Raw genomic sequence first — 17,709 nt, 5'->3', positions numbered from 1 at the left:
GATTACCAACCACCACTATTGGCACGAGAGGCGGCTCGGATACGTTCACCCTGCTCACGAATGGCAGCGGCTCGGGCCACCCGATCAGCCTTCGCTTGGGCGATCTCACGTGGCGTATGCTCACGGCATCGCTCAGCATGGGCGTTGGCCTCAGCCTGCAAGCGAGCACGTTCCTGAGCCTTCTGGTACTGGTCTTGGCGGTACTCTCGGGCGACATCGGGAATCGCTTGGAGCGACAGACCGGCCTCATCGAACGCCTTAACGATCTCGAATTGCTGGCCCTTCACGGTCCCGCATTGGGCGACCAGCATGGGCAACATGATGTTCTCGACGTACTCACGGGTCTGGGTTTGGCCGCAGATGGTGACTTCGTTCTTCAGGACTTTGGTGATGGTGATTTTCATGGTTTGGGTTCTCCTATTGGGGACCCTTTGATTCGTCCTTGCGCCATAGACGCGCACGACCAGACGGCCAAGGAGAAAGCCTTCGCGGGCATCTTCAAGGACGATCAAAAGGTTCTGGGTTTCAAGTGGTGTTGATGACGCTGATTCAGGACATGGCGGGCCTGAAGGGCATCGAAGGATCAACCGTGGCGACGGTCGTCAAGGGCGGGCTGTGAGGGCCACAGGTACTGCATTGACAGCATGGTAGAAACGAATCAAATCGAGGCCGGTGGCCTTTAAGGTTTCCTCAAGGGGAACTAAGAGGAACGCGCCCAGTTTGCCTGACACATACTCAAGGCATCGCTCAGGGCCATTGCTGGTCCGAAGGTTTAGGATCTTGAAGTTAAAGACAGCCAGACGATGGCGACCGGTGGGCATGGCTGCCTCAATAGACAACAGGGTCTCTTGGCGTCCTTGTGGAATACCGTCAAGTACAAAGTGGTAATTCATTGAGACCTCCTTGAAGGCAACTGATCGAATAGGGGGTTATGATCGCAAGATCGATTCCAAAACTTAGAGGTAGAAATTAGATTATCTTTTAGTTCTTGTTTTCAGATTGATACAAAGATATTAATTATAGAGTTACTCAAAGAGAATCTCTAAGTTAAGGCCCCGTACAACTTGAGCGATACACGGTGGCCCCAATCCCGTGCATGGTCTACCCAACGGTGCCCTTCGTGGGCATCGGTTCATGGATCAAGACAATATCAAGCTGTGCTCCTTCCTACTGGAGCCAGACACTGAGGTCTGCTTATCGAGGACTGTTGGCGCTGGCTCGCATCACCGTAGTGGTGGCTGGTCTCTTATCGCTTGGTCGTCGCTGATCGGGATCGCAAGGATGCCCGGTAGGGATGGCAGGACACTTTGAGATTTCTTGGTGGTCTCTGTGTGTCCTGGCCATAGTGAGGGTTTTTAAATTCTGGTTGACAGCGGTACGTTGCTTGACCCTCTGAGACGCCCTTAAGGCGAATTAGCGACTGGTCTCGCCGGTGTTCACATTCAGGTACACCTTGTTGCTTAGGGTCATACCACCGCAATAAGTAAAATACATCCCCTTGCCTTTATTGGGAGAGGACATCCAGCCGCCCATTTCCTGAAAGTCACCCTCAGTGCAAGTCCCGTCATTGATTAACTTTCTTGCACCTTGAGAGAATTGCGTCTTGTAGAGCCGATAGTCATCTGACCCTTTAATAAGGGCATCATCACCGCTTGCCCCACTGGCCGGGTCTTGAGGGCGCTCCACAACCAAATCCTTGGTTTGAACCCACTCAGCAAACTTACCATCAGCAATGCCGTTAGAGGTTACGCACGCTGCATTACCTTCCTTCACATATTCACTTTTCCCGTTGACGCATGACGCTGAGTACCGTTTGGTTACCCTCACCCACCCAGCTTTCTTTTCGAGAACTTCGACGCCCTCTCTAAACATCAGACGACCTGCCACCCCGCAGTCAGTAGAAGGGCAAGTGTGGCGCTCAGTGCGGTCTGTATTAACCCACAACTGATTCTCTGCCATAGCTGGCAAGGAAACCATCTGAAATGCGACACAAAGAGTGGCACTTAAAGCGAAATGTCCTTTAGTCATTTGAAGCTCCTACGGTGTTGCGTTTAGGGTGTACAGGACGCTACTGGATGTTACCGCCTCCCTGCATCCTCAGACCAGTTTCCAGTATCAGGCTCAGAAGATCCATCCCAGAGCCATGGCGGCGCTTATGTTCCGATCATGAGTTCGCTGGTTTTTTTCAGAGCAGCACCACGGGCCATCTTGGTCGCCACAAAAAGCACTTCATGCTGAGGGTGACCCACGAGGACATCAAGCTCGATGCCCATGAAGTCGTATTGACATCACCCGGGTGTTGATGATCCGCTACGTGTGCCATCATACGGAGGATTTATGGCTTACTACACCGATAACTCAAAGTTTGACAAGATCACTAACCCAAGCGATGTGTGGTCAAAACAGTTTGGCCCTGCTGAAACTGTCCCTGCCTCGGGCATATACCGTTGCATCGGCTGCAAAAAGGAGGTCACCTCTAACAAAGGCGACAAATTCCCACCTCAAAACCATCACCAGCATGCAACATCGGCTGGCCCAGTAAAGTGGCAAATGAACGTGTGGACGAATACTGAAGGCAAGTGATGTTGAAGACTGCTCAACAGTTTCTGTGCGGACAGTTGAGCAGTTTCATTCATATAGCTACCTAAAAGCCTTCATCAGGGCCTGATGGAGCGTCCCGACAGGAACCCTCTGAGACCCCGCATAGAGGTCATAAGTGATGTTCCCTGAGCTATGCCCGGTGATGCTCTGCGCGATGACCTCAGGGGTCGCAGCGACCTTCAGCAGCCCCGACAGGGAATGCCTCAGCGAGTGGAACGACTGGTCACTGCCTGCCTTCAATCCCAGCGGCTCACGTAGGGCCTCATTGAGCGGCTTGTTGAAATAATGAGCCTTCGCCTTGAACAGCTTGCCGGGTTCCGATGCGACCCACCCAAGGAAGGTCTTGAGGGAGAACCCATAGGCCCCATCGACCAGAGGCACCTGTCGAACCGAGAAGTCATTCTTCAGGGTTTTACCTTGCTCATCTTTGTTGATGTCGATGACAGTGATGCCATCCACCTGCTTCACATCGGCCTGAGTCAGTTGGTAAAGCTCGCCAATGCGAAGCCCTGTGAGGACACCCAGAGACAGCGCCCAGCGCTTCCAGTCGGTCGCAGGCAAGGCATTAGCGTGGTTCATGATAGTTACCACCTCGTCACGAGAGAACGGCCTACGCTCGCTGTCAGCCCCTTTCTCGATCTTCAACCCCTTGTCAAAGGATCGCTCAAGGAAGCCATTGTTTACGGCCCAGTCCATGACAGTGGATAGCTGGGTCAGCAACTTGTTGACTGTCAGGACCTTGCGACCATCCATGACACGCTCCTTGAGCGCCACCATGTCAGCCCGCGTATGAGCCTTTATGTTGAGGTCTCCGAGAAGCCCCGAGAGCGTCCTACAGTTCGATTGGATGGCCTTTAGGGTTGAGCCTTCCACGTTGCCCTGGCGTTCCTTGATGAACAGTTCAGAGAGGCCCTCGAAGGTAATCGGGTCTGTCGAAGACGCATTTACAGATAGGGACACGGAAGGGGCTACAGACGTGCTACAAGACAGCTCCCCAATTATCTCTGTGAGTTCCTGAGGGCGACCCTCAAGACGCTCCTGAGCAGCCCTGAGAACCCGCTGGCCTGTGCCAATGGCTCGCTGCTGGCTCCCAGTGAACCGACCAAGCGAGGCAGCCTCAGCGAGGTGGTTGCTCATCTGGTCATAGATTTCCATGTAGAGGCCCCGTGAGTCCTCGCTATGGCCCTGTAGGGCGTCCTCAGCGATCTCCTTGAGTCGCTCCTTGAGGTCCTCCCACGAAGCCTCAGGGCGGTCGAGGTGGAAGACAGCCAGTGTCTTGAGGATGTCCTTGGAGAACTGCATAGCGGTTGGCCTATCGGTGGAACGGAGAGAGATGGCGAGACTACGGGTAGAGCATCCCCGAGGGCGAACCCTCAGGTAATAGATTCCTGACCGTCTGTAATGCCAGACCGAAAGGGCCTGAGATAGTCGTTGGTGACAAGGCTGGTTACAGGCTGGTGACAGTTGGCCCTGCTCGGGCATAGCTTCGATAGCGTTCATTGTGATGTAAGCCCTTGATATTCATGGGTTTACCACCAGTACTTGCCAAACATTTCCGGGTTGGCCCAGAACTTGGCATTGAGCCAGTCCGGCACCTGTTTGTAGTCATGTAGATCATAGGTGAACAGGCTCAATACCTGCTGGTCACGGCGGAATTTCTCGCTGGCCGACAGGGCCAGGGCAAAGAAATCGGTATCTTGCCAGCCACATGCGGCCAGGTCGGCCAGCACAGCGACCCGGCTGGCATTGAGGTTGCGAATGCCGCCGAGCAATTCCAGTCCGGTGCGTTTGGGCAGGTGCTCCAGGCAGTCCACCAGTACCGCCAGGTCAAAGCGCTGGGCTGCCAGCTCGGCCGGTAGCGGGCCTGGGGCGGCAGTGGCGATAGTTACCTGTGGGTGCGCCTGGGCGAAGGCGTCCAGCGCCGGGAAGCGCGTGCCCACCAGCAGCAGGCGTTGCGGGGTGAAGCGCTCGAGCAGGGCCGCCAGGGCCTGCTGCGGGGTGCGTTGGGAAAAACCGTCGGTCATTGGCAATCCTCGTTGAAGTCGTCCAAGACTAGCGGGCCGCAGCGTGCGGGCAAAGAGGCATGTGACCGTGTCGTGGCTTATTGGTGGCAGGGATCAAATGCTCGGTCTTTACTCCCAGAGATCGGCCTTATGCCGATTCCCCCTAGGAGAAGCAATGAAATGAGCATAGTACGCACAGCGATACCCCTGGTCCTGCTCACCAGTGTGTTGACTGGTTGTGCAGGTTTGCAAAAGACCGACTGGCCGAAATGTGCCGCCGTCGGGGGTGTAGGCGGCGCTGCCCTGGGCGCCATCGAGAGTTCCAGCTGGGCTGGTTGGGGCGCGTTGCTGGGCGGTGGCCTGGCGGCGGGCTATTGCTGGGCCCATGGCGATGGCGACGAGGATGGCGACGGCGTGCCGGACAGCCGTGACAAGTGCCCCGGCACCCCGCGCGGCGTGCAGGTCGATGCCAATGGTTGCCCGCCGGAGCCGGCTGCGGTGGTCGAGGAAGTAGTGGTGCAGAAGGAAGAGGTCATCGTCATCCGCGATGTGCACTTCGAGTTCGACTCTGCGCGCCTGACCGCCAGCGACAAGGAGCGCCTCAACACAATTGCCACGCGCCTGAAACAGGAAGCGCCGTCCGCCCGCCTGAGCGTCAGCGGCCATACCGACAGCGTCGGCTCCGACAGCTACAACCAGAAACTGTCTGAGCGCCGTGCCCACTCGGTGACCGATTACCTGGTCGAGAGCGGTGTGCCGCGCAGCAGCTTCGTGTCGGTGGTCGGCGCCGGCGAAACCCAGCCGGTGGCAGACAACGCCACGGCCGATGGGCGTGCCATGAACCGCCGTACCGAGATCAAGATCCAGCGGTAGAACGGCGTGCGCCCGTGCCTTGAGCAGTGGCACGGGCGTGCCTTTACGGCGGTCAGCCGTTCGTGGCCAATGACACAGGAGCATTCAGCATGAGTGTGACGTCGAAGGCGGCGCTGCCGCTGTTGGTGGCTGCCAGCCTGCTCGCGGGCTGCGCCACCCACAGCGATGGCAGCGCGCCTCTCAACCAAAGGACCTGGCCCATCTGCAGCCTGCTGGGCGGCCTGGTCGGTGGCGGCTTGGGCGCCATCGAAAGTTCGAGCTGGGCCGCTGGCGGAGGTGCCCTTGGTGCTATTGCCGGGGGGCTGATCTGTTACGCCCAGGATGGTGACGAAGATGGCGACGGCATTTTCGACCGCCGCGATCGTTGCCCCGATACCCCAGCCAACACTGCGGTCGACCACATGGGTTGCCCGCTGAAGCTGTACCCCGCATCGCCGCCTGTCACTGAACCTGAACCCTCGCCAGAGGTGATCATCCTGGATGACAACGGCGTGGTGATGTTCGCCTTCGATTCCGCCGAGCTGACCCCGGCGGCCCAACAGCGCCTGCAAGGCCTGGTAGCTAAACTCGATTCACCGACGGTGGCCAAGGTCAGCGTGATCGGGCATACCGACAACGTAGGCTCCGACAGCTATAACCAGGCACTTTCCGAGCGCCGCGCCAGCAGCGTGGCCGAGTACTTGATCGGCCAGGGGCTGGCGCCGGGCAAGGTCACCAGCCAGGGGCGCGGCGAGAGTGAACCGCTTACCGACAACGAAAGCGAGGAGGGCCGCGCCCGCAACCGACGGGTGGAGCTGCACCTCAACTGAGCAGTGCTGGCGCCTGCCTTGACATTGCAGTTAATGTTGGTCGAACGGCCCGCTCGAACGGGCCGTCTCGACATAACAACAATCTATAGGGGCGGGGTATGAAGTTCATCCTGGGCCTGGGCAAGGCCCTGACAGTCGCTTTCTGGGGTGTGGTGTTGTTCAATCAGTTGATGCCACAACCCTTGCCCTTCAATCTGCTGATCAATGCCGCCGGCATCGCCTTGCTGGGCCTGCACCTGCTCGAAGTGCTGTTCTTCAATGGCAGTCTGCGCGGGCGCAGCCACCGCTGGTTCGATCGTTTGCAGATCCTGTTGACGGGTATCTTCCATGTCATGTCCATTCCCCGTGCGCAGGAGGCGCCGAGAAATGCGTAATCTGATGTTGCTGGCCATGTTGGCCGTTCCCTTGGCCCAGGCTGAAAGCCTGGAGGTCGCTGCCAACTCCATGCTGCGCCTGCCCGACAAGTCGGCCAGCGTGCACCTTGCGCACCTGCGTGTCGCCGACGCCGCAACCCTGCTGCTGCCTGCCACGCTCGCGGAACTGAAGGTCGACCAGCTGGAACTGGGGCGCGATGCGCGTATCGCCATTGCACCGTCCGATAGCCCGTTGCTGATCGAGGCGCGCAGCGCGCGGCTGGGTGAGGGCAGCGAGTTCAGTGCGCCGGGGGCGGCGGGCACCTACCAGCGGGGAGCCCGCTCGGGTCGCAGCCTGGACCTGAAACTGGCTGAAGTGGATGCCGAGCGGCTGGCGATCGATGCCCGTGGCGGTGCTGGTGCGCCGGGTTACGTGGGGCTCGATGGCGCCAACGGCCAAGCCGGTGGCTGCACTTGGGGCCAGGCCAGTCGCGGTGCCAATGGCGATGACGGCGGCAACGGGCACGATGGCGCGCCGGGTGGGCGCATCCGCCTGAGCGTGCCGCAGGGCTTTGCGCAGGAACGCATCGTGGTGCGCCTGGACGGCGGCGCACCGGGCAAGGCCGGGGCGGCAGGCAAGGCCGGTAAAGGCGGCGCGAGCAAGAGTTGCCTGGTGTACCGTACCGATGCCGGTGCCAATGGCCGGCCGGGGCAGCCGGGCCAGCCTGGGTTGGCGGGGGCTGCAGGTGAGCTGATTCTGCAGCGCCTCTGAAGCCTTGCCGCTCCTACAGGGGCGGCGCAGATCCTGTCAGATCACCAGCCGAGAACTGGCCACGGCTACCACCGCCAGGCCCAGCAGCAGGTTGATTCCCACCATCCGCCGAATTCGCCCCAGTACTGCCGCACCCGCCGGCCAGTCCTCGGCCTGCACCGCCGCCTTCAGGTCCGGCAGCAGCAACGCCTGGATGCGCATGAACAGGGCAAACATGGCGATGCCCCCACCGATCATCACCTGCACATACTTCGGTGCGGTCTCGAAGCCGCTGAAGCGCATGTGCAACATGCCGATACCACTTATCGCCAAAATCGCCACGGCCAGCCAGACCCAACCGAAGAAGCGTCGGAAAACTTCCACCCACAAGCGCAGCCGGGCAGGCCCTTCAAGGGCTGCAACCGTTGCCGGGCGCAGTATCAGCCAGGCGAAGAACATGCCACCGACCCACACCAGGGCGGCCAGGACATGCAGTGTGTAGGGCAGGGCAAAGGCAAGCATCCGGATCTCCATGCGGCATAAAGGGCAATAGCGGGGTATGATAGCCGCCCCATGCGAAACACTGAAAATATATCCAGCCCTCCGGGCGCCTGCAGACCATGATCAGCAACGAACTCAAAGCCACCATCCAGGGCGCCTATACGCGTTTTCTCGAAGCCAAGAGCCTCAAGCCGCGCTATGGCCAGCGCCTGATGATCGCCGAAGTGGCCAAGGTGCTTGGCGACATCGCCTGCGACGAAGAAGGCCGCCGTTCCGGCGAACCTGCCGTGGTGGCAGTGGAGGCGGGCACCGGTACCGGCAAGACGGTGGCCTACAGCCTGGCAGCTATTCCGGCCGCCAAGGCCGCCGGCAAGCGCCTGGTGATCGCCACAGCGACCGTGGCGTTGCAGGAGCAGATCGTCTTCAAGGACCTGCCCGACCTGATGCGCAGCAGCGGGCTGAACTTCAGCTTCGCCCTGGCCAAGGGCCGTGGCCGCTACCTGTGCCTGTCCAAGCTCGATATCCTGCTGCAGGAGGGCCACGCCCAGTCGGCCACTGCCCAGCTGTTCGAGGAAGAAGGCTTCCACATCGAAGTCGACGAGCGCAGCCAGAAGCTGTTCAACAGCATGATCGAGAAGCTTGCCGGCAACCGCTGGGACGGTGACCGCGACAGCTGGCCCGAAGCCCTGGAAGACCAGGACTGGGCGCGTCTGACCACCGACCACAGCCAGTGCACCGGCCGTCATTGTCCGAACTTCCAGCAGTGCGTGTTCTACAAGGCCCGCGAAGGCATGGGCAAGGTCGACGTGATCGTCACCAACCACGACATGGTGCTGGCTGACCTGGCCCTGGGCGGCGGCGCAGTACTGCCCGACCCGCGCGACACCATGTACGTGTTCGACGAAGGCCACCACCTGCCAGACAAGGCCATCGGCCATTTCGCCCACTATTCGCGCCTGCGCTCCACTGCCGACTGGCTGGAGCAGACCGCCAAGAACCTGACCAAGCTGCTGGCCCAGCACCCGCTGCCCGGTGACCTGGGCAAATACATCGAGCAGGTGCCGGAGCTTGCGCGGGAAGTGCGCACCCAGCAGCAGTTCATGTTCACCCTGTGCGAGCAGGTTGCCGACTTCCGCCCCAGCGAGGATAACGAAGGTCGTGAGCGCCCGCGCTACCGCTTCGAAGGCGGCGTGGTGCCGGAGCAGATCCGCGAAGTGGGCATCGAGCTGAAAAAAGGCTTTGCCCGCCTCAATGATCTGTTCACGCGCCTCGCCGATCTGCTCAAGGAAGGCATGGACGGCGAAGTCAACATCGGCATCGCCAGCCACCAGGCCGAGGAGTGGTACCCACTGTTCGGTAGCCTGGTCACCCGTGCCCAGGGAAACTGGGAGCTATGGACGGCTTTTACCGCCGAAGACCCGGAAGACAGCCCGCCCATGGCCCGCTGGTTGACCCTGGCCGAGAGCGGTGCGCTGTTTGACATCGAAGTCAACGCCAGCCCCATCCTGGCCGCCGAAATGCTTCGCCGCAGCCTGTGGAGCGTGGCCCATGGTGCGCTGGTGACGTCGGCGACACTGACCGCGCTGGGCAAGTTCGACCGCTTCCGCATGCGCTCGGGGTTGCCGCGTGACGCGGTCACCTGCGTGGTGCCAAGCCCATTCGTGCATGGTGATGCCGGCCTGCTGCGGGTCCCCGACCTCAAGGCCGATCCGCGCGATGCGGCAGCGCATACCGCGGCGATCATCCGCGAGCTGCCGAATATCGTCGAAGACGCCCGCGGCGCGCTTGTGCTGTTCTCCTCGCGCAAGCAGATGCAGGACGTGTTCGATGGGCTTGACCGTGACTGGCGCAAGCTGGTTCTGATCCAGGGCAACCTGTCCAAGCAGGAAACCCTGAACAAGCACAAGGCGCGGGTCGACGATGGCCAGCACAGCGTGCTGTTCGGCCTGGCCAGTTTTGCCGAGGGTGTCGACCTGCCGGGCGCCTACTGCGAACACGTGGTGATTGCCAAGATTCCCTTTGCCGTACCCGACGACCCGGTCGAAGCGGCACTGGCGGAGTGGATCGAGGCGCGCGGCGGCAACCCGTTCATGGAAATTGCCGTGCCCGACGCCTCGCTGCGGCTGATCCAGGCCTGTGGTCGCCTGCTGCGAACCGAACAGGATCGCGGTGTCATCACCTTGCTTGACCGGCGCCTGGTCACCCAGCGCTATGGCAAGGCTATTCTCAATGCGCTGCCGCCGTTCCGGCGGGAAATTTCCTGACCGCCGGAGCACTTGCTCCGGCGCGTTGTCCATTACTCAGTCGTGGGCCATGAGGGCCCTGAAGGAGAGTCCAAGCCTTATGGTCCGCCGCACCCTGCCCGCCGTTTTTGTCCTGTTGTTCAGCTCGCCCTTGCTGGCTGGGCAGCAGATGCTGTTCAGCTTCGTGCGCCCGGCCTCGGTGGTCAACGTGGCGACCGAAGATGCCGGCATGCCGCAGTACAATGCGGAGCAGACGGCTGAAGGCGAAGTGTTGCGGCGCGTGGTGTTCAACCCGGCCCAGCGGCCCACCCTGCGCCTGAGCCCGCAAAGCGGTGTGTGGGACTGGTCCAGCGGGCAATTCCTGACTTTGCGCCTGCAAAGTGCGATGGATTGGGCGCTGACCGTGGATGTCATGGTGCAGGGCAGTGATGGCCGCACGTTGACCAGCCGCATCGACCTGCCCGCCGGTCCTGCACAAACCGTAATGGTACCGCTGAAGGCCAGTTCGCCGCTGAGCCAGGGCATGCGCGCCGGCCCGCCCATGCCCTGGAGCCATGGCGGCCAGCGCCTGCTGCTGACCAGCAGCGCTGGCGTGGTCGACCTCAAGCAGGTGGCTTCGGTCAGCCTGAGTATTCCCAACCCCAAGGTGGCGCAAAGCCTGCTGATCGAGCGGGTGGGCATCCAGGATGACGACCAGGCCTACAAGGCGGCATACCACCAGCTCATTGATGCCTATGGCCAGTCCACCCGCGGCCATTGGCCAGAGAAGGTTGCCAATGACAAGCAGCTCAAGGCGGCTGATGTGCGCGAGCAGCAACAGCTCAAAGGCTGGCTGGCAGAGCGTGGCAAGCAGCAACTGGACGCGTACGGTGGCCTGCTGGCCGGGCCAGCGTTCGAGGCCAAAGGTTTCTTCCGCACCGAAAAGCGTGACGGCCGTTGGTACCTGGTAACGCCCGAGGGGCATCCGTTCTATTCCCTGGGGGTGAATGCCGTGGCCGCGGATGGCGGGCGCACCTACGTAGCCGGGCGTGAAGGGATGTTCAAGGCCTTGCCGGGCGAGGGCGATGCACTGGCCGCATTCTATGGCGACGGCAACAACGACGACGGCAATGCCTCGTCGCAAGGGCGCAACTTCAAACAGGGGCGCTGGTTCGATTTCTATGCCGCAAACCTGCAGCGCACCTATGGCAAACCCTGTCCGCCCGCGGTAGAGGGGCAGCCGGCCAACTGCCCACCTTTGGCGCTGGATGCCACCCGCTGGCAGGCGCATGCGCTCGACCGCCTGCAAGCCTGGGGTTTCAACACGCTCGGCAACTGGAGCGAGCCGGCCCTGGGCCAGGCCAAGCGCATGCCGTACACCTTGCCGCTGTCGATCGTGGGGGACTACGCCAGTATCAGCACCGGCATGGACTGGTGGGGCAGCATGCCCGACCCGTTCGACCCGCGTTTTGCCATGGCCACCGAGCGCGCCGTGGCCATTGCCGCCCGCGATCACCGTGACGACCCCTGGCTGATCGGCTATTTCGCCGACAACGAACTAGCCTGGGCCGCTCCCGGTAGCGACCCCAAGGCGCGTTACGGCCTGGCCTACGGAACCTTGCGCCTGACCACCGATGTGCCGGCCAAGCGCGCCTTCCTCAAGCAGTTGCGCGACAAGTACCGTAACCAGGAAGGGCTGTCCAGGGCCTGGGGCATCGAACTGACCGCCTGGGAGCTGATGGAGGACCCGGGCTTCGAGGCTCCGTTGCCCGACCCGGAGCACCCGGAAATCGAGCGTGACTACCAGCACTTCCAGCAGGTATTCGCCGAAACCTACTTCAGGACCATTGCCGACTCATTGAAGTGGCATGCGCCCAATCACCTGCTGTTGGGGGGGCGCTATGCCGTCAGCACGCCGGAGGCGGTCAAGGCCTGCGCCGAGTTCTGCGATGTGCTCAGCTTCAACTTCTATACCCTCAAGCCGCAGGACGGCTACGACTTCGCCCGCCTGGCCGAGCTGGACAAGCCGGTGCTGGTGTCCGAGTTCCAGTTCGGCTCGCGCGATCGCGGGCCGTTCTGGCCGGGGCCGCTGGAAGTGGCGCGGGAAGAAGACCGCGGCCCGGCTTACGGCAGCTTCCTCAAGGCGGCCCTGGCGCAGCCGATGATCGTTGGCGCGCACTGGTTCCAGTACCTCGACCAGCCGGCCAGCGGGCGCCTGCTCGATGGCGAGAACGGCCACCTCGGGCTGGTGGCGATTACCGACATACCGTATTCAGGGTTTGTCGAGGCCGTGCGCAAGAGCAACCTGCAGGTTATGACCCAGCTGCGCTCCGAGTTGGAAAAACCTGCGCCCTAGGTAAAGAAAGGCTGACGCGGTCTTGCTTTTGTGGGAGCGGCCTTGTGTCGCGAAAGGGCGCTCCCACAGTGACCACCCAGCCCAAGCCAGTTTGCAAAACGCCAAACTACTGAAACAATGCACACCATTTTCGGAAATGGTCGTACGGAGAACAGCGGGTGCAGATCCAGGGTCACTATGAGCTGAAGTTCGAAGCAGTGCGCGAAGCGTTCGCCGCGCTGTTCGATGATCCCCAGGAGCGTGGCGCTGCGCTGTGTATCCAGGTCGGGGGCGAAACCGTGGTCGACCTTTGGGCTGGCAGTGCCGACAAGGACGGCCAGCAGGCCTGGCACAGCGACACCATCGCCAACCTGTTCTCATGCACCAAGACCTTCACTGCCGTCACTGCCCTGCAGCTGGTAGGCGAGGGCAAGCTGGCCCTCGATGCCCCGGTAGCCAACTACTGGCCCGAGTTCGCCCAAGCCGGCAAACAGGCGATCACCCTGCGCCAGTTGCTCAGCCACCGTGCCGGCTTGCCGGCCATCCGCGAGCTGCTGCCGGCCGAGGCGCTGTATGATTGGCAGGCCATGGTCGATGCGCTGGCCGCCGAAACACCCTGGTGGGCACCTGGCACCGAGCACGGCTATGCCGCCATCACCTACGGCTGGTTGATCGGCGAACTGATCCGCCGTGCCGACGGCCGTGGTCCCGGCGACTCGATCGTCGCCCGTACCGCCCGGCCGTTGGGGCTGGATTTTCATGTAGGCCTGGCGGACGACGAGTTCCATCGTGTGGCGCATATCGCCCGTGGCAAGGGCAACGCTGGGGATGCTGCGGCGCAGCGCTTGCTGCAGGTGACCATGCGCGAGCCAGAAGCCCTGTCGACCCGTGCCTTCACCAATCCGCCGGCGATCCTGACCAGCACCAACAAACCGGAATGGCGGCGCATGCAGCAACCAGCGGCCAATGGCCATGGCAACGCGCGCAGCCTGGCAGGCTTCTATGCCGGGTTGCTGGACGGCAGCCTGCTCGAATCCGAACTGCTCGACGAACTGACCCGTGAGCATAGCCTCGGTCAGGATCGTACCCTGCTCACCCAGACCCGTTTTGGCCTGGGCTGCATGCTTGACCAGCCCGACGTGGCCAACGCCACCTTCGGCCTGGGTGCCCGCGCCTTCGGCCACCCAGGTGCCGGTGGCTCGGTCGGTTTCGCTGACCCGGAGCACGATGTGGCCTTCGGTTTCGTGGTCAATACCCTTGGCCCTTATGTGCTCATGGACCCGCGAGCCCAGAAACTGGTACGGGTCCTTGCCAGTTGCCTTTGATCGGGTAATGCGGGTATTGCCCCGTCCCTTTGACTATCCTCAATGCCAACGCCTGAAGGGTGTAGGCAAAATTTCTTTCTATTTCATGGTGTATCGCTGATGTCTTCACACAAAACCTTAGCACTCGCCCTGTGCCTGACCGCCGTTACCGGGTGCGCCAGTCACTCCCAGGACGCCTCGAAGGACAGCGGCTCGAGCTGGTGGCCCTTCGGTTCGGACAAGGTTGCCGAGCAGGAAGTGAAGCAAGCCGTCACTGAAAACGTGGCCAAGGCCGACGCCAAGTCCGAGAATGCCAGCCGTTGGTGGTGGCCGTTCGGCGGTGAAGAGAAGCAGGCCAAGGGGCCGGTGGTACCGAAGATCGACCAGAAGGCCACCCAGGCCTGGCTGGACGAGTACGAGCCCAAGCTGCGTGAGGCAATCAAGGGCAGCAAGCTGGAACTGGAGCGCCGCGACAATGTGCTGGCCGTGACCATTCCGGTGGACAGCTCGTACAACCCTGACCGTCCGAACATGCTGCTGCCGATGACCCTGGGCCCGATTACCCGTGTGGCCAAGGCCGTCGAAGGTGATGCCAAGACCGCCGTGTTGGTGCTTGGCCATGCCGACAGCAGCGGTGTCGCTGCCGCCAACCAGAAGCTCAGCCTGGAGCGTGCCGCTTCGGTGTCGGCCATTTTCCGTCTCAGTGGCCTGCAGCGTGACCGCCTGAACCTCAAGGGCATGGGCTCGGAAATGCCGCGCGCCGCCAATGACAGCGCCGAGGGCCGCGCCCTTAACCGCCGTGTGGAAATGCTGTTGACTCCGCAGAACACCATGGTCGCCCTGCTGGCCAAGTACCAGCAAGCCGCCCCGGCGCGGGCCCCGATGGTGGCAGTGCAAGATGTCAAGGCGCCTGCTGCCAAGGCTGCCGACAGCAAGCCGGCTGCCAAGGCTGTGGCGAAGAAACCTGTAACCAAAGCCAAGGCCAAGTCGCCAGCCAAGACCACGGCCAAGAAGAAAGCTGCGCCGGCCAAGCCCGTCGCCAAGAAAGCTACCGCTGACAAAAAAGTAGCTGCCAATAGCCCTGCGAAGACCAACTGATCGTCAAGGAACGCAGCAATGACCCAATCCCTGGCCGATATGCGCCGCGACTACACCCGTGATGGCCTGGCGGAAGCTCAGGCCCCGGGGGAACCGTTCGCCCTGTTCCACCAGTGGTTTGCCGATGCGGTGAAAACCGAGCAGGTACCAGTGGAAGCCAACGCCATGACCTTGGCCACTGTCGATGGTGAAGGCCGCCCTCACTGCCGCATCTTGTTGCTGAAGGGGCTCGATGAGCGTGGTTTCACCTTCTTCACCAACTACGAGAGCGCCAAGGGCCAGCAGCTTCTGGTTAACCCCTTCGCCGCCATGACCTTCTTCTGGCCGGCGCTGGAGCGCCAGGTGCGTATCGAAGGGCGGGTGGAGAAGGTCACGGCCCAGGAGTCGGACGCCTACTACCAGGTGCGTCCGCTGGGTAGCCGCCTGGGGGCCTGGGCTTCGCCGCAGAGCCAGGTGATTGCCGGTCGTGAGGAGCTGGAGGGGCTGGTCAAGGCCACCGAGGCGCGCTTCTCCGACACCCAGCCGCATTGCCCGGAGCATTGGGGGGGGTATCGCTTGCTGCCTGAACGCATCGAGTTCTGGCAGGGGCGGGCCAGCCGCCTGCATGACCGGCTGAACTACCGGTTGGTGGATGGGCAATGGCTGCGGGAGCGGCTGGCGCCCTGAGATTGTTGGGGCCGCAAAGCGGCCCCGGCAATCCATCAGGCTACCCCGGATACCCCGCAGCCTCCCGTTCCAACCACCCCGCCAACTGCTTGCGCCCCACCTTCTCCACCCGCGCCTGCTCCAGCCTTTGCAGCATATACGCGCGTTTTCCAGCGTCCGGCCCAGCCAGCGACAACGCCAGGTCACGGTCGATCCAGCGGCGCATGCGCACATACAGCCACCAGTGGAAATACAGCCCCGCAACGGTGGTGACCACGACGATGAAGTAATCCATGGCTATCCTTGGTCTCACTTGAAATGGCCTCGACTCAGCCACACAGGCTGTACCTTGGCTGAATGAAAACAATTTTATTACGTTTGTGCCGTGACAGCCGTCAACGTGCAGCGTCTAATGGACATCATGACTTATGGAGACCTTACCTATGCGTAAATCCGCTCTGCTGGTGGCGACCTTTACCACCATGTCGCTGTTGCTGGGTGGCTGTGCCTCGAGCCTGACCGGTGACAGTTACTCCCGTGATGAGGCCCGCCGCGTGCAAACCGTGCGCATGGGTACCATCGAATCCCTGCGCCCGGTCAAGATCGAGGGTACCAAGACCCCGATTGGCGGTGGTGCTGGCGCCATCGTCGGTGGCGTGGCCGGCAGTGCCGTGGGAGGGGGGCGTGGCAGTATCGTCGCTGCAGTGATCGGTGCCGTTGCTGGTGGCCTGGCCGGTTCCGCCGCCGAAGAAGGCCTGACTCGTACCCAAGGTGTCGAAATCACCGTGCGTGAGGACGATGGCAGCATGCGTGCCTATGTGCAGGCGGTGCAGCAGAACGAGATCTTCCGCGTTGGCGACCGCGTGCGCATCATGACCGTCGACGGTACCAGCCGCGTCACGCACTGACCGTAGCGCAACAAAACAAAACCCCGACATGGCTTTCGCCAGTCGGGGTTTTTTCATGCAGGCCAAGTCAGCCGAAGCTGGGCTTGCGGCTGGCCATGGCGGTTACGGCATAGCCGAACACGGCCGCGAAGAATGAACCGGTGAGAATACCCATGCGGTCCATCCCGGCATAATCACTGCTGCCAGGCACAAAGGCGAGTGAGCCGACGAACAGGCTCATGGTGAAGCCGATACCGCAGAGTATCGCCACACCCAGCACTTGCCCCCAATTGGCGCCGGCAGGCAGTGCGGCCAGGCGCAGTTTGACCGCGACCCAAGTCAGGCCAAAGACTCCCACGGTCTTGCCCAGCAGCAGCCCGGCTGCGATGCCCAGGGGCACCGGGTGGGTGAAGCTTTCCACGGTCATGCCTGTCAGCGATACACCGGCATTGGCGAACGCGAATAGCGGCAGGATGGCGTAGGCGACCCACGGATGCAGGGCGTGTTCCAGGGTGAGCAGTGGCGAGTGTTCGGCAAGGTGCGTGCGCAGCGGGATGCACAGGGCCAGGGCAACGCCGGCCAGGGTGGCATGCACGCCGCTCTTGAGCACGCAGACCCACAGGATCAGGCCAACGATCATGTACGGCCCAAGCTTGACCACGCCAAGCCGGTTCATGGCCACCAGCAGTACCAGGCAGGCCGCAGCCAGCAGCAGCGACACGCTCGACAGGGTGCCCGAGTAGAACAGCGCAATGACGATGATTGCACCCAGGTCGTCGATGATCGCCAGGGTCATCAGGAACAGTTTCAGTGACACCGGCACGCGCTTGCCCAGCAGGGCCAGTACGCCGAGGGCGAAGGCGATGTCGGTGGCGGTCGGGATAGCCCAGCCGGCCACGGCTACCGGGTTGTCACGGTTGATGAACCAGTAGATCAGTGCCGGTATCACCATGCCGCCCACGGCAGCAGTGGCGGGCAAGATCACCTGTGAGGGTTTGGACAGGTGGCCGTCGACCACCTCGCGCTTGACCTCCAGGCCGATGAGCAGGAAGAACAGGGCCATCAGGCCGTCGTTGATCCACAGCAGCAACGGCTTGGCGATGTGCAGCGCGCCGACCTGGACGGCGACGGGGACGTCGAGCAGGCCGCTGTACAGGTAGGAGAGCGGCGAGTTGTTGATGACCAGGGCCAGGATGGCCGCAGCGATCAGCAGCAGGCCGCTGGCGGCTTCTAGCTGGAGGAAACGGGTTAACAGGCTACGCACGGGCTATGGGCTCTCCATGAGCAGTTGACGATTGGAACGGGCTTACACCCTAGCCTGCGGAGA

Annotated in this window: 19 protein-coding genes; 11 read left to right on the top strand and 8 right to left on the bottom strand. The window is 61.9% G+C overall.

Annotated elements, in window-relative coordinates:
- Positions 1 to 2 precede the first annotated feature (2 nt).
- The 3 genes from CAY82_RS05285 to CAY82_RS05275 all read right to left on the bottom strand — a co-directional run bounded on the left by CAY82_RS05285 (position 3) and on the right by CAY82_RS05275 (position 2,028).
- A complete protein-coding gene (locus tag CAY82_RS05285; protein WP_087500248.1) occupies positions 3 to 404 on the bottom strand; it encodes a hypothetical protein in 402 nt (133 codons plus the stop codon).
- A gap of 198 nt (positions 405 to 602) precedes the next feature.
- Entirely contained in the window at positions 603 to 893 is a 291-nt protein-coding gene (locus CAY82_RS05280) for a hypothetical protein (protein WP_087500247.1), read from the bottom strand.
- A 520-nt stretch (positions 894 to 1,413) separates the two neighbouring features.
- Complete coding sequence (locus tag CAY82_RS05275) at positions 1,414 to 2,028, bottom strand: hypothetical protein (RefSeq protein WP_087500246.1); 615 nt, start codon at positions 2,026 to 2,028, stop codon at positions 1,414 to 1,416.
- A gap of 309 nt (positions 2,029 to 2,337) precedes the next feature.
- Here CAY82_RS05275 and CAY82_RS05270 point away from each other — a divergent pair, with 309 nt between their 5' ends.
- The gene (locus CAY82_RS05270; protein ID WP_087500245.1) at positions 2,338 to 2,583 is read left to right on the top strand and encodes a protein L; all 246 of its coding nucleotides are present in this window, start codon (positions 2,338 to 2,340) and stop codon (positions 2,581 to 2,583) included.
- Between the two features lie 57 nt (positions 2,584 to 2,640).
- On the opposite strand, the gene CAY82_RS05265 is transcribed toward CAY82_RS05270, so the two are convergent.
- The gene (locus tag CAY82_RS05265) at positions 2,641 to 3,903 is read right to left on the bottom strand and encodes a site-specific integrase (RefSeq protein ID WP_087500244.1); all 1,263 of its coding nucleotides are present in this window, start codon (positions 3,901 to 3,903) and stop codon (positions 2,641 to 2,643) included.
- Positions 3,904 to 4,130: 227 nt separating this feature from the next.
- Positions 4,131 to 4,625, bottom strand: a complete 495-nt coding sequence (locus CAY82_RS05260; RefSeq protein ID WP_087500243.1) for a DUF6231 family protein — start codon at positions 4,623 to 4,625, stop codon at positions 4,131 to 4,133.
- Positions 4,626 to 4,784: 159 nt separating this feature from the next.
- On the opposite strand from CAY82_RS05260, the gene CAY82_RS05255 reads away from it, so the two are divergent.
- The 4 genes from CAY82_RS05255 (at position 4,785) to CAY82_RS05240 (ending at position 7,411) form a co-directional block, all read left to right on the top strand.
- On the top strand, positions 4,785 to 5,477 hold the full coding sequence (locus tag CAY82_RS05255; protein ID WP_087500242.1) for an OmpA family protein: 693 nt from the start codon (positions 4,785 to 4,787) through the stop codon (positions 5,475 to 5,477).
- Between the two features lie 89 nt (positions 5,478 to 5,566).
- Positions 5,567 to 6,286 carry an OmpA family protein gene (locus tag CAY82_RS05250; RefSeq protein WP_087500241.1) on the top strand — a complete coding sequence of 240 codons (720 nt, stop codon included), beginning with the start codon at positions 5,567 to 5,569 and terminating at the stop codon, positions 6,284 to 6,286.
- 98 nt (positions 6,287 to 6,384) lie between these two features.
- Entirely contained in the window at positions 6,385 to 6,660 is a 276-nt protein-coding gene (locus CAY82_RS05245; protein ID WP_087500240.1) for a DUF1145 domain-containing protein, read from the top strand.
- Positions 6,653 to 7,411, top strand: a complete 759-nt coding sequence (locus CAY82_RS05240; RefSeq protein WP_087500239.1) for a hypothetical protein — start codon at positions 6,653 to 6,655, stop codon at positions 7,409 to 7,411. Before CAY82_RS05245 ends, CAY82_RS05240 begins: the two co-directional genes overlap by 8 nt.
- A 36-nt stretch (positions 7,412 to 7,447) precedes the next feature.
- Here CAY82_RS05240 and CAY82_RS05235 read toward each other — a convergent pair whose 3' ends face one another.
- Entirely contained in the window at positions 7,448 to 7,912 is a 465-nt protein-coding gene (locus CAY82_RS05235) for a CopD family protein (RefSeq protein WP_087500238.1), read from the bottom strand.
- Positions 7,913 to 8,010: 98 nt separating this feature from the next.
- On the opposite strand from CAY82_RS05235, the gene dinG reads away from it, so the two are divergent.
- The 5 genes from dinG to pdxH all read left to right on the top strand — a co-directional run bounded on the left by dinG (position 8,011) and on the right by pdxH (position 15,516).
- Positions 8,011 to 10,155 (top strand): ATP-dependent DNA helicase DinG, encoded by a 2,145-nt coding sequence (gene dinG / locus CAY82_RS05230; protein ID WP_087500237.1) that lies wholly within the window; start codon positions 8,011 to 8,013, stop codon positions 10,153 to 10,155.
- Between the two features lie 79 nt (positions 10,156 to 10,234).
- Positions 10,235 to 12,469: a beta-galactosidase gene (locus CAY82_RS05225; protein ID WP_087500236.1), complete on the top strand. Its 2,235-nt coding sequence runs from the start codon at positions 10,235 to 10,237 to the stop codon at positions 12,467 to 12,469.
- 158 nt (positions 12,470 to 12,627) lie between these two features.
- Positions 12,628 to 13,773, top strand: a complete 1,146-nt coding sequence (locus tag CAY82_RS05220; RefSeq protein ID WP_087500235.1) for a serine hydrolase domain-containing protein — start codon at positions 12,628 to 12,630, stop codon at positions 13,771 to 13,773.
- Positions 13,774 to 13,872: 99 nt separating this feature from the next.
- A complete protein-coding gene (locus tag CAY82_RS05215) occupies positions 13,873 to 14,850 on the top strand; it encodes an OmpA family protein (protein WP_087500234.1) in 978 nt (325 codons plus the stop codon).
- Positions 14,851 to 14,868: 18 nt separating this feature from the next.
- Positions 14,869 to 15,516 carry a pyridoxamine 5'-phosphate oxidase gene (pdxH, locus tag CAY82_RS05210; protein WP_087500233.1) on the top strand — a complete coding sequence of 216 codons (648 nt, stop codon included), beginning with the start codon at positions 14,869 to 14,871 and terminating at the stop codon, positions 15,514 to 15,516.
- Between the two features lie 40 nt (positions 15,517 to 15,556).
- Here pdxH and CAY82_RS05205 read toward each other — a convergent pair whose 3' ends face one another.
- Complete coding sequence (locus tag CAY82_RS05205; protein WP_087500232.1) at positions 15,557 to 15,790, bottom strand: hypothetical protein; 234 nt, start codon at positions 15,788 to 15,790, stop codon at positions 15,557 to 15,559.
- Positions 15,791 to 15,938: 148 nt separating this feature from the next.
- On the opposite strand from CAY82_RS05205, the gene CAY82_RS05200 reads away from it, so the two are divergent.
- Entirely contained in the window at positions 15,939 to 16,403 is a 465-nt protein-coding gene (locus tag CAY82_RS05200; RefSeq protein ID WP_013973925.1) for a glycine zipper 2TM domain-containing protein, read from the top strand.
- A gap of 67 nt (positions 16,404 to 16,470) precedes the next feature.
- Here the strand turns inward: CAY82_RS05200 and nhaA are convergent, their stop codons facing one another.
- Complete coding sequence (gene nhaA, locus CAY82_RS05195) at positions 16,471 to 17,646, bottom strand: Na+/H+ antiporter NhaA (protein ID WP_087500231.1); 1,176 nt, start codon at positions 17,644 to 17,646, stop codon at positions 16,471 to 16,473.
- Between the last annotated feature and the right edge of the window lie 63 nt (positions 17,647 to 17,709).

It is taken from the genome of Pseudomonas sp. SID14000 (assembly GCF_002165135.1).
Taxonomy (GTDB): domain Bacteria; phylum Pseudomonadota; class Gammaproteobacteria; order Pseudomonadales; family Pseudomonadaceae; genus Aquipseudomonas.
Note: the sequence above shows the minus strand (reverse complement) of the source record. Positions and strands in the feature narration are given on the sequence as shown.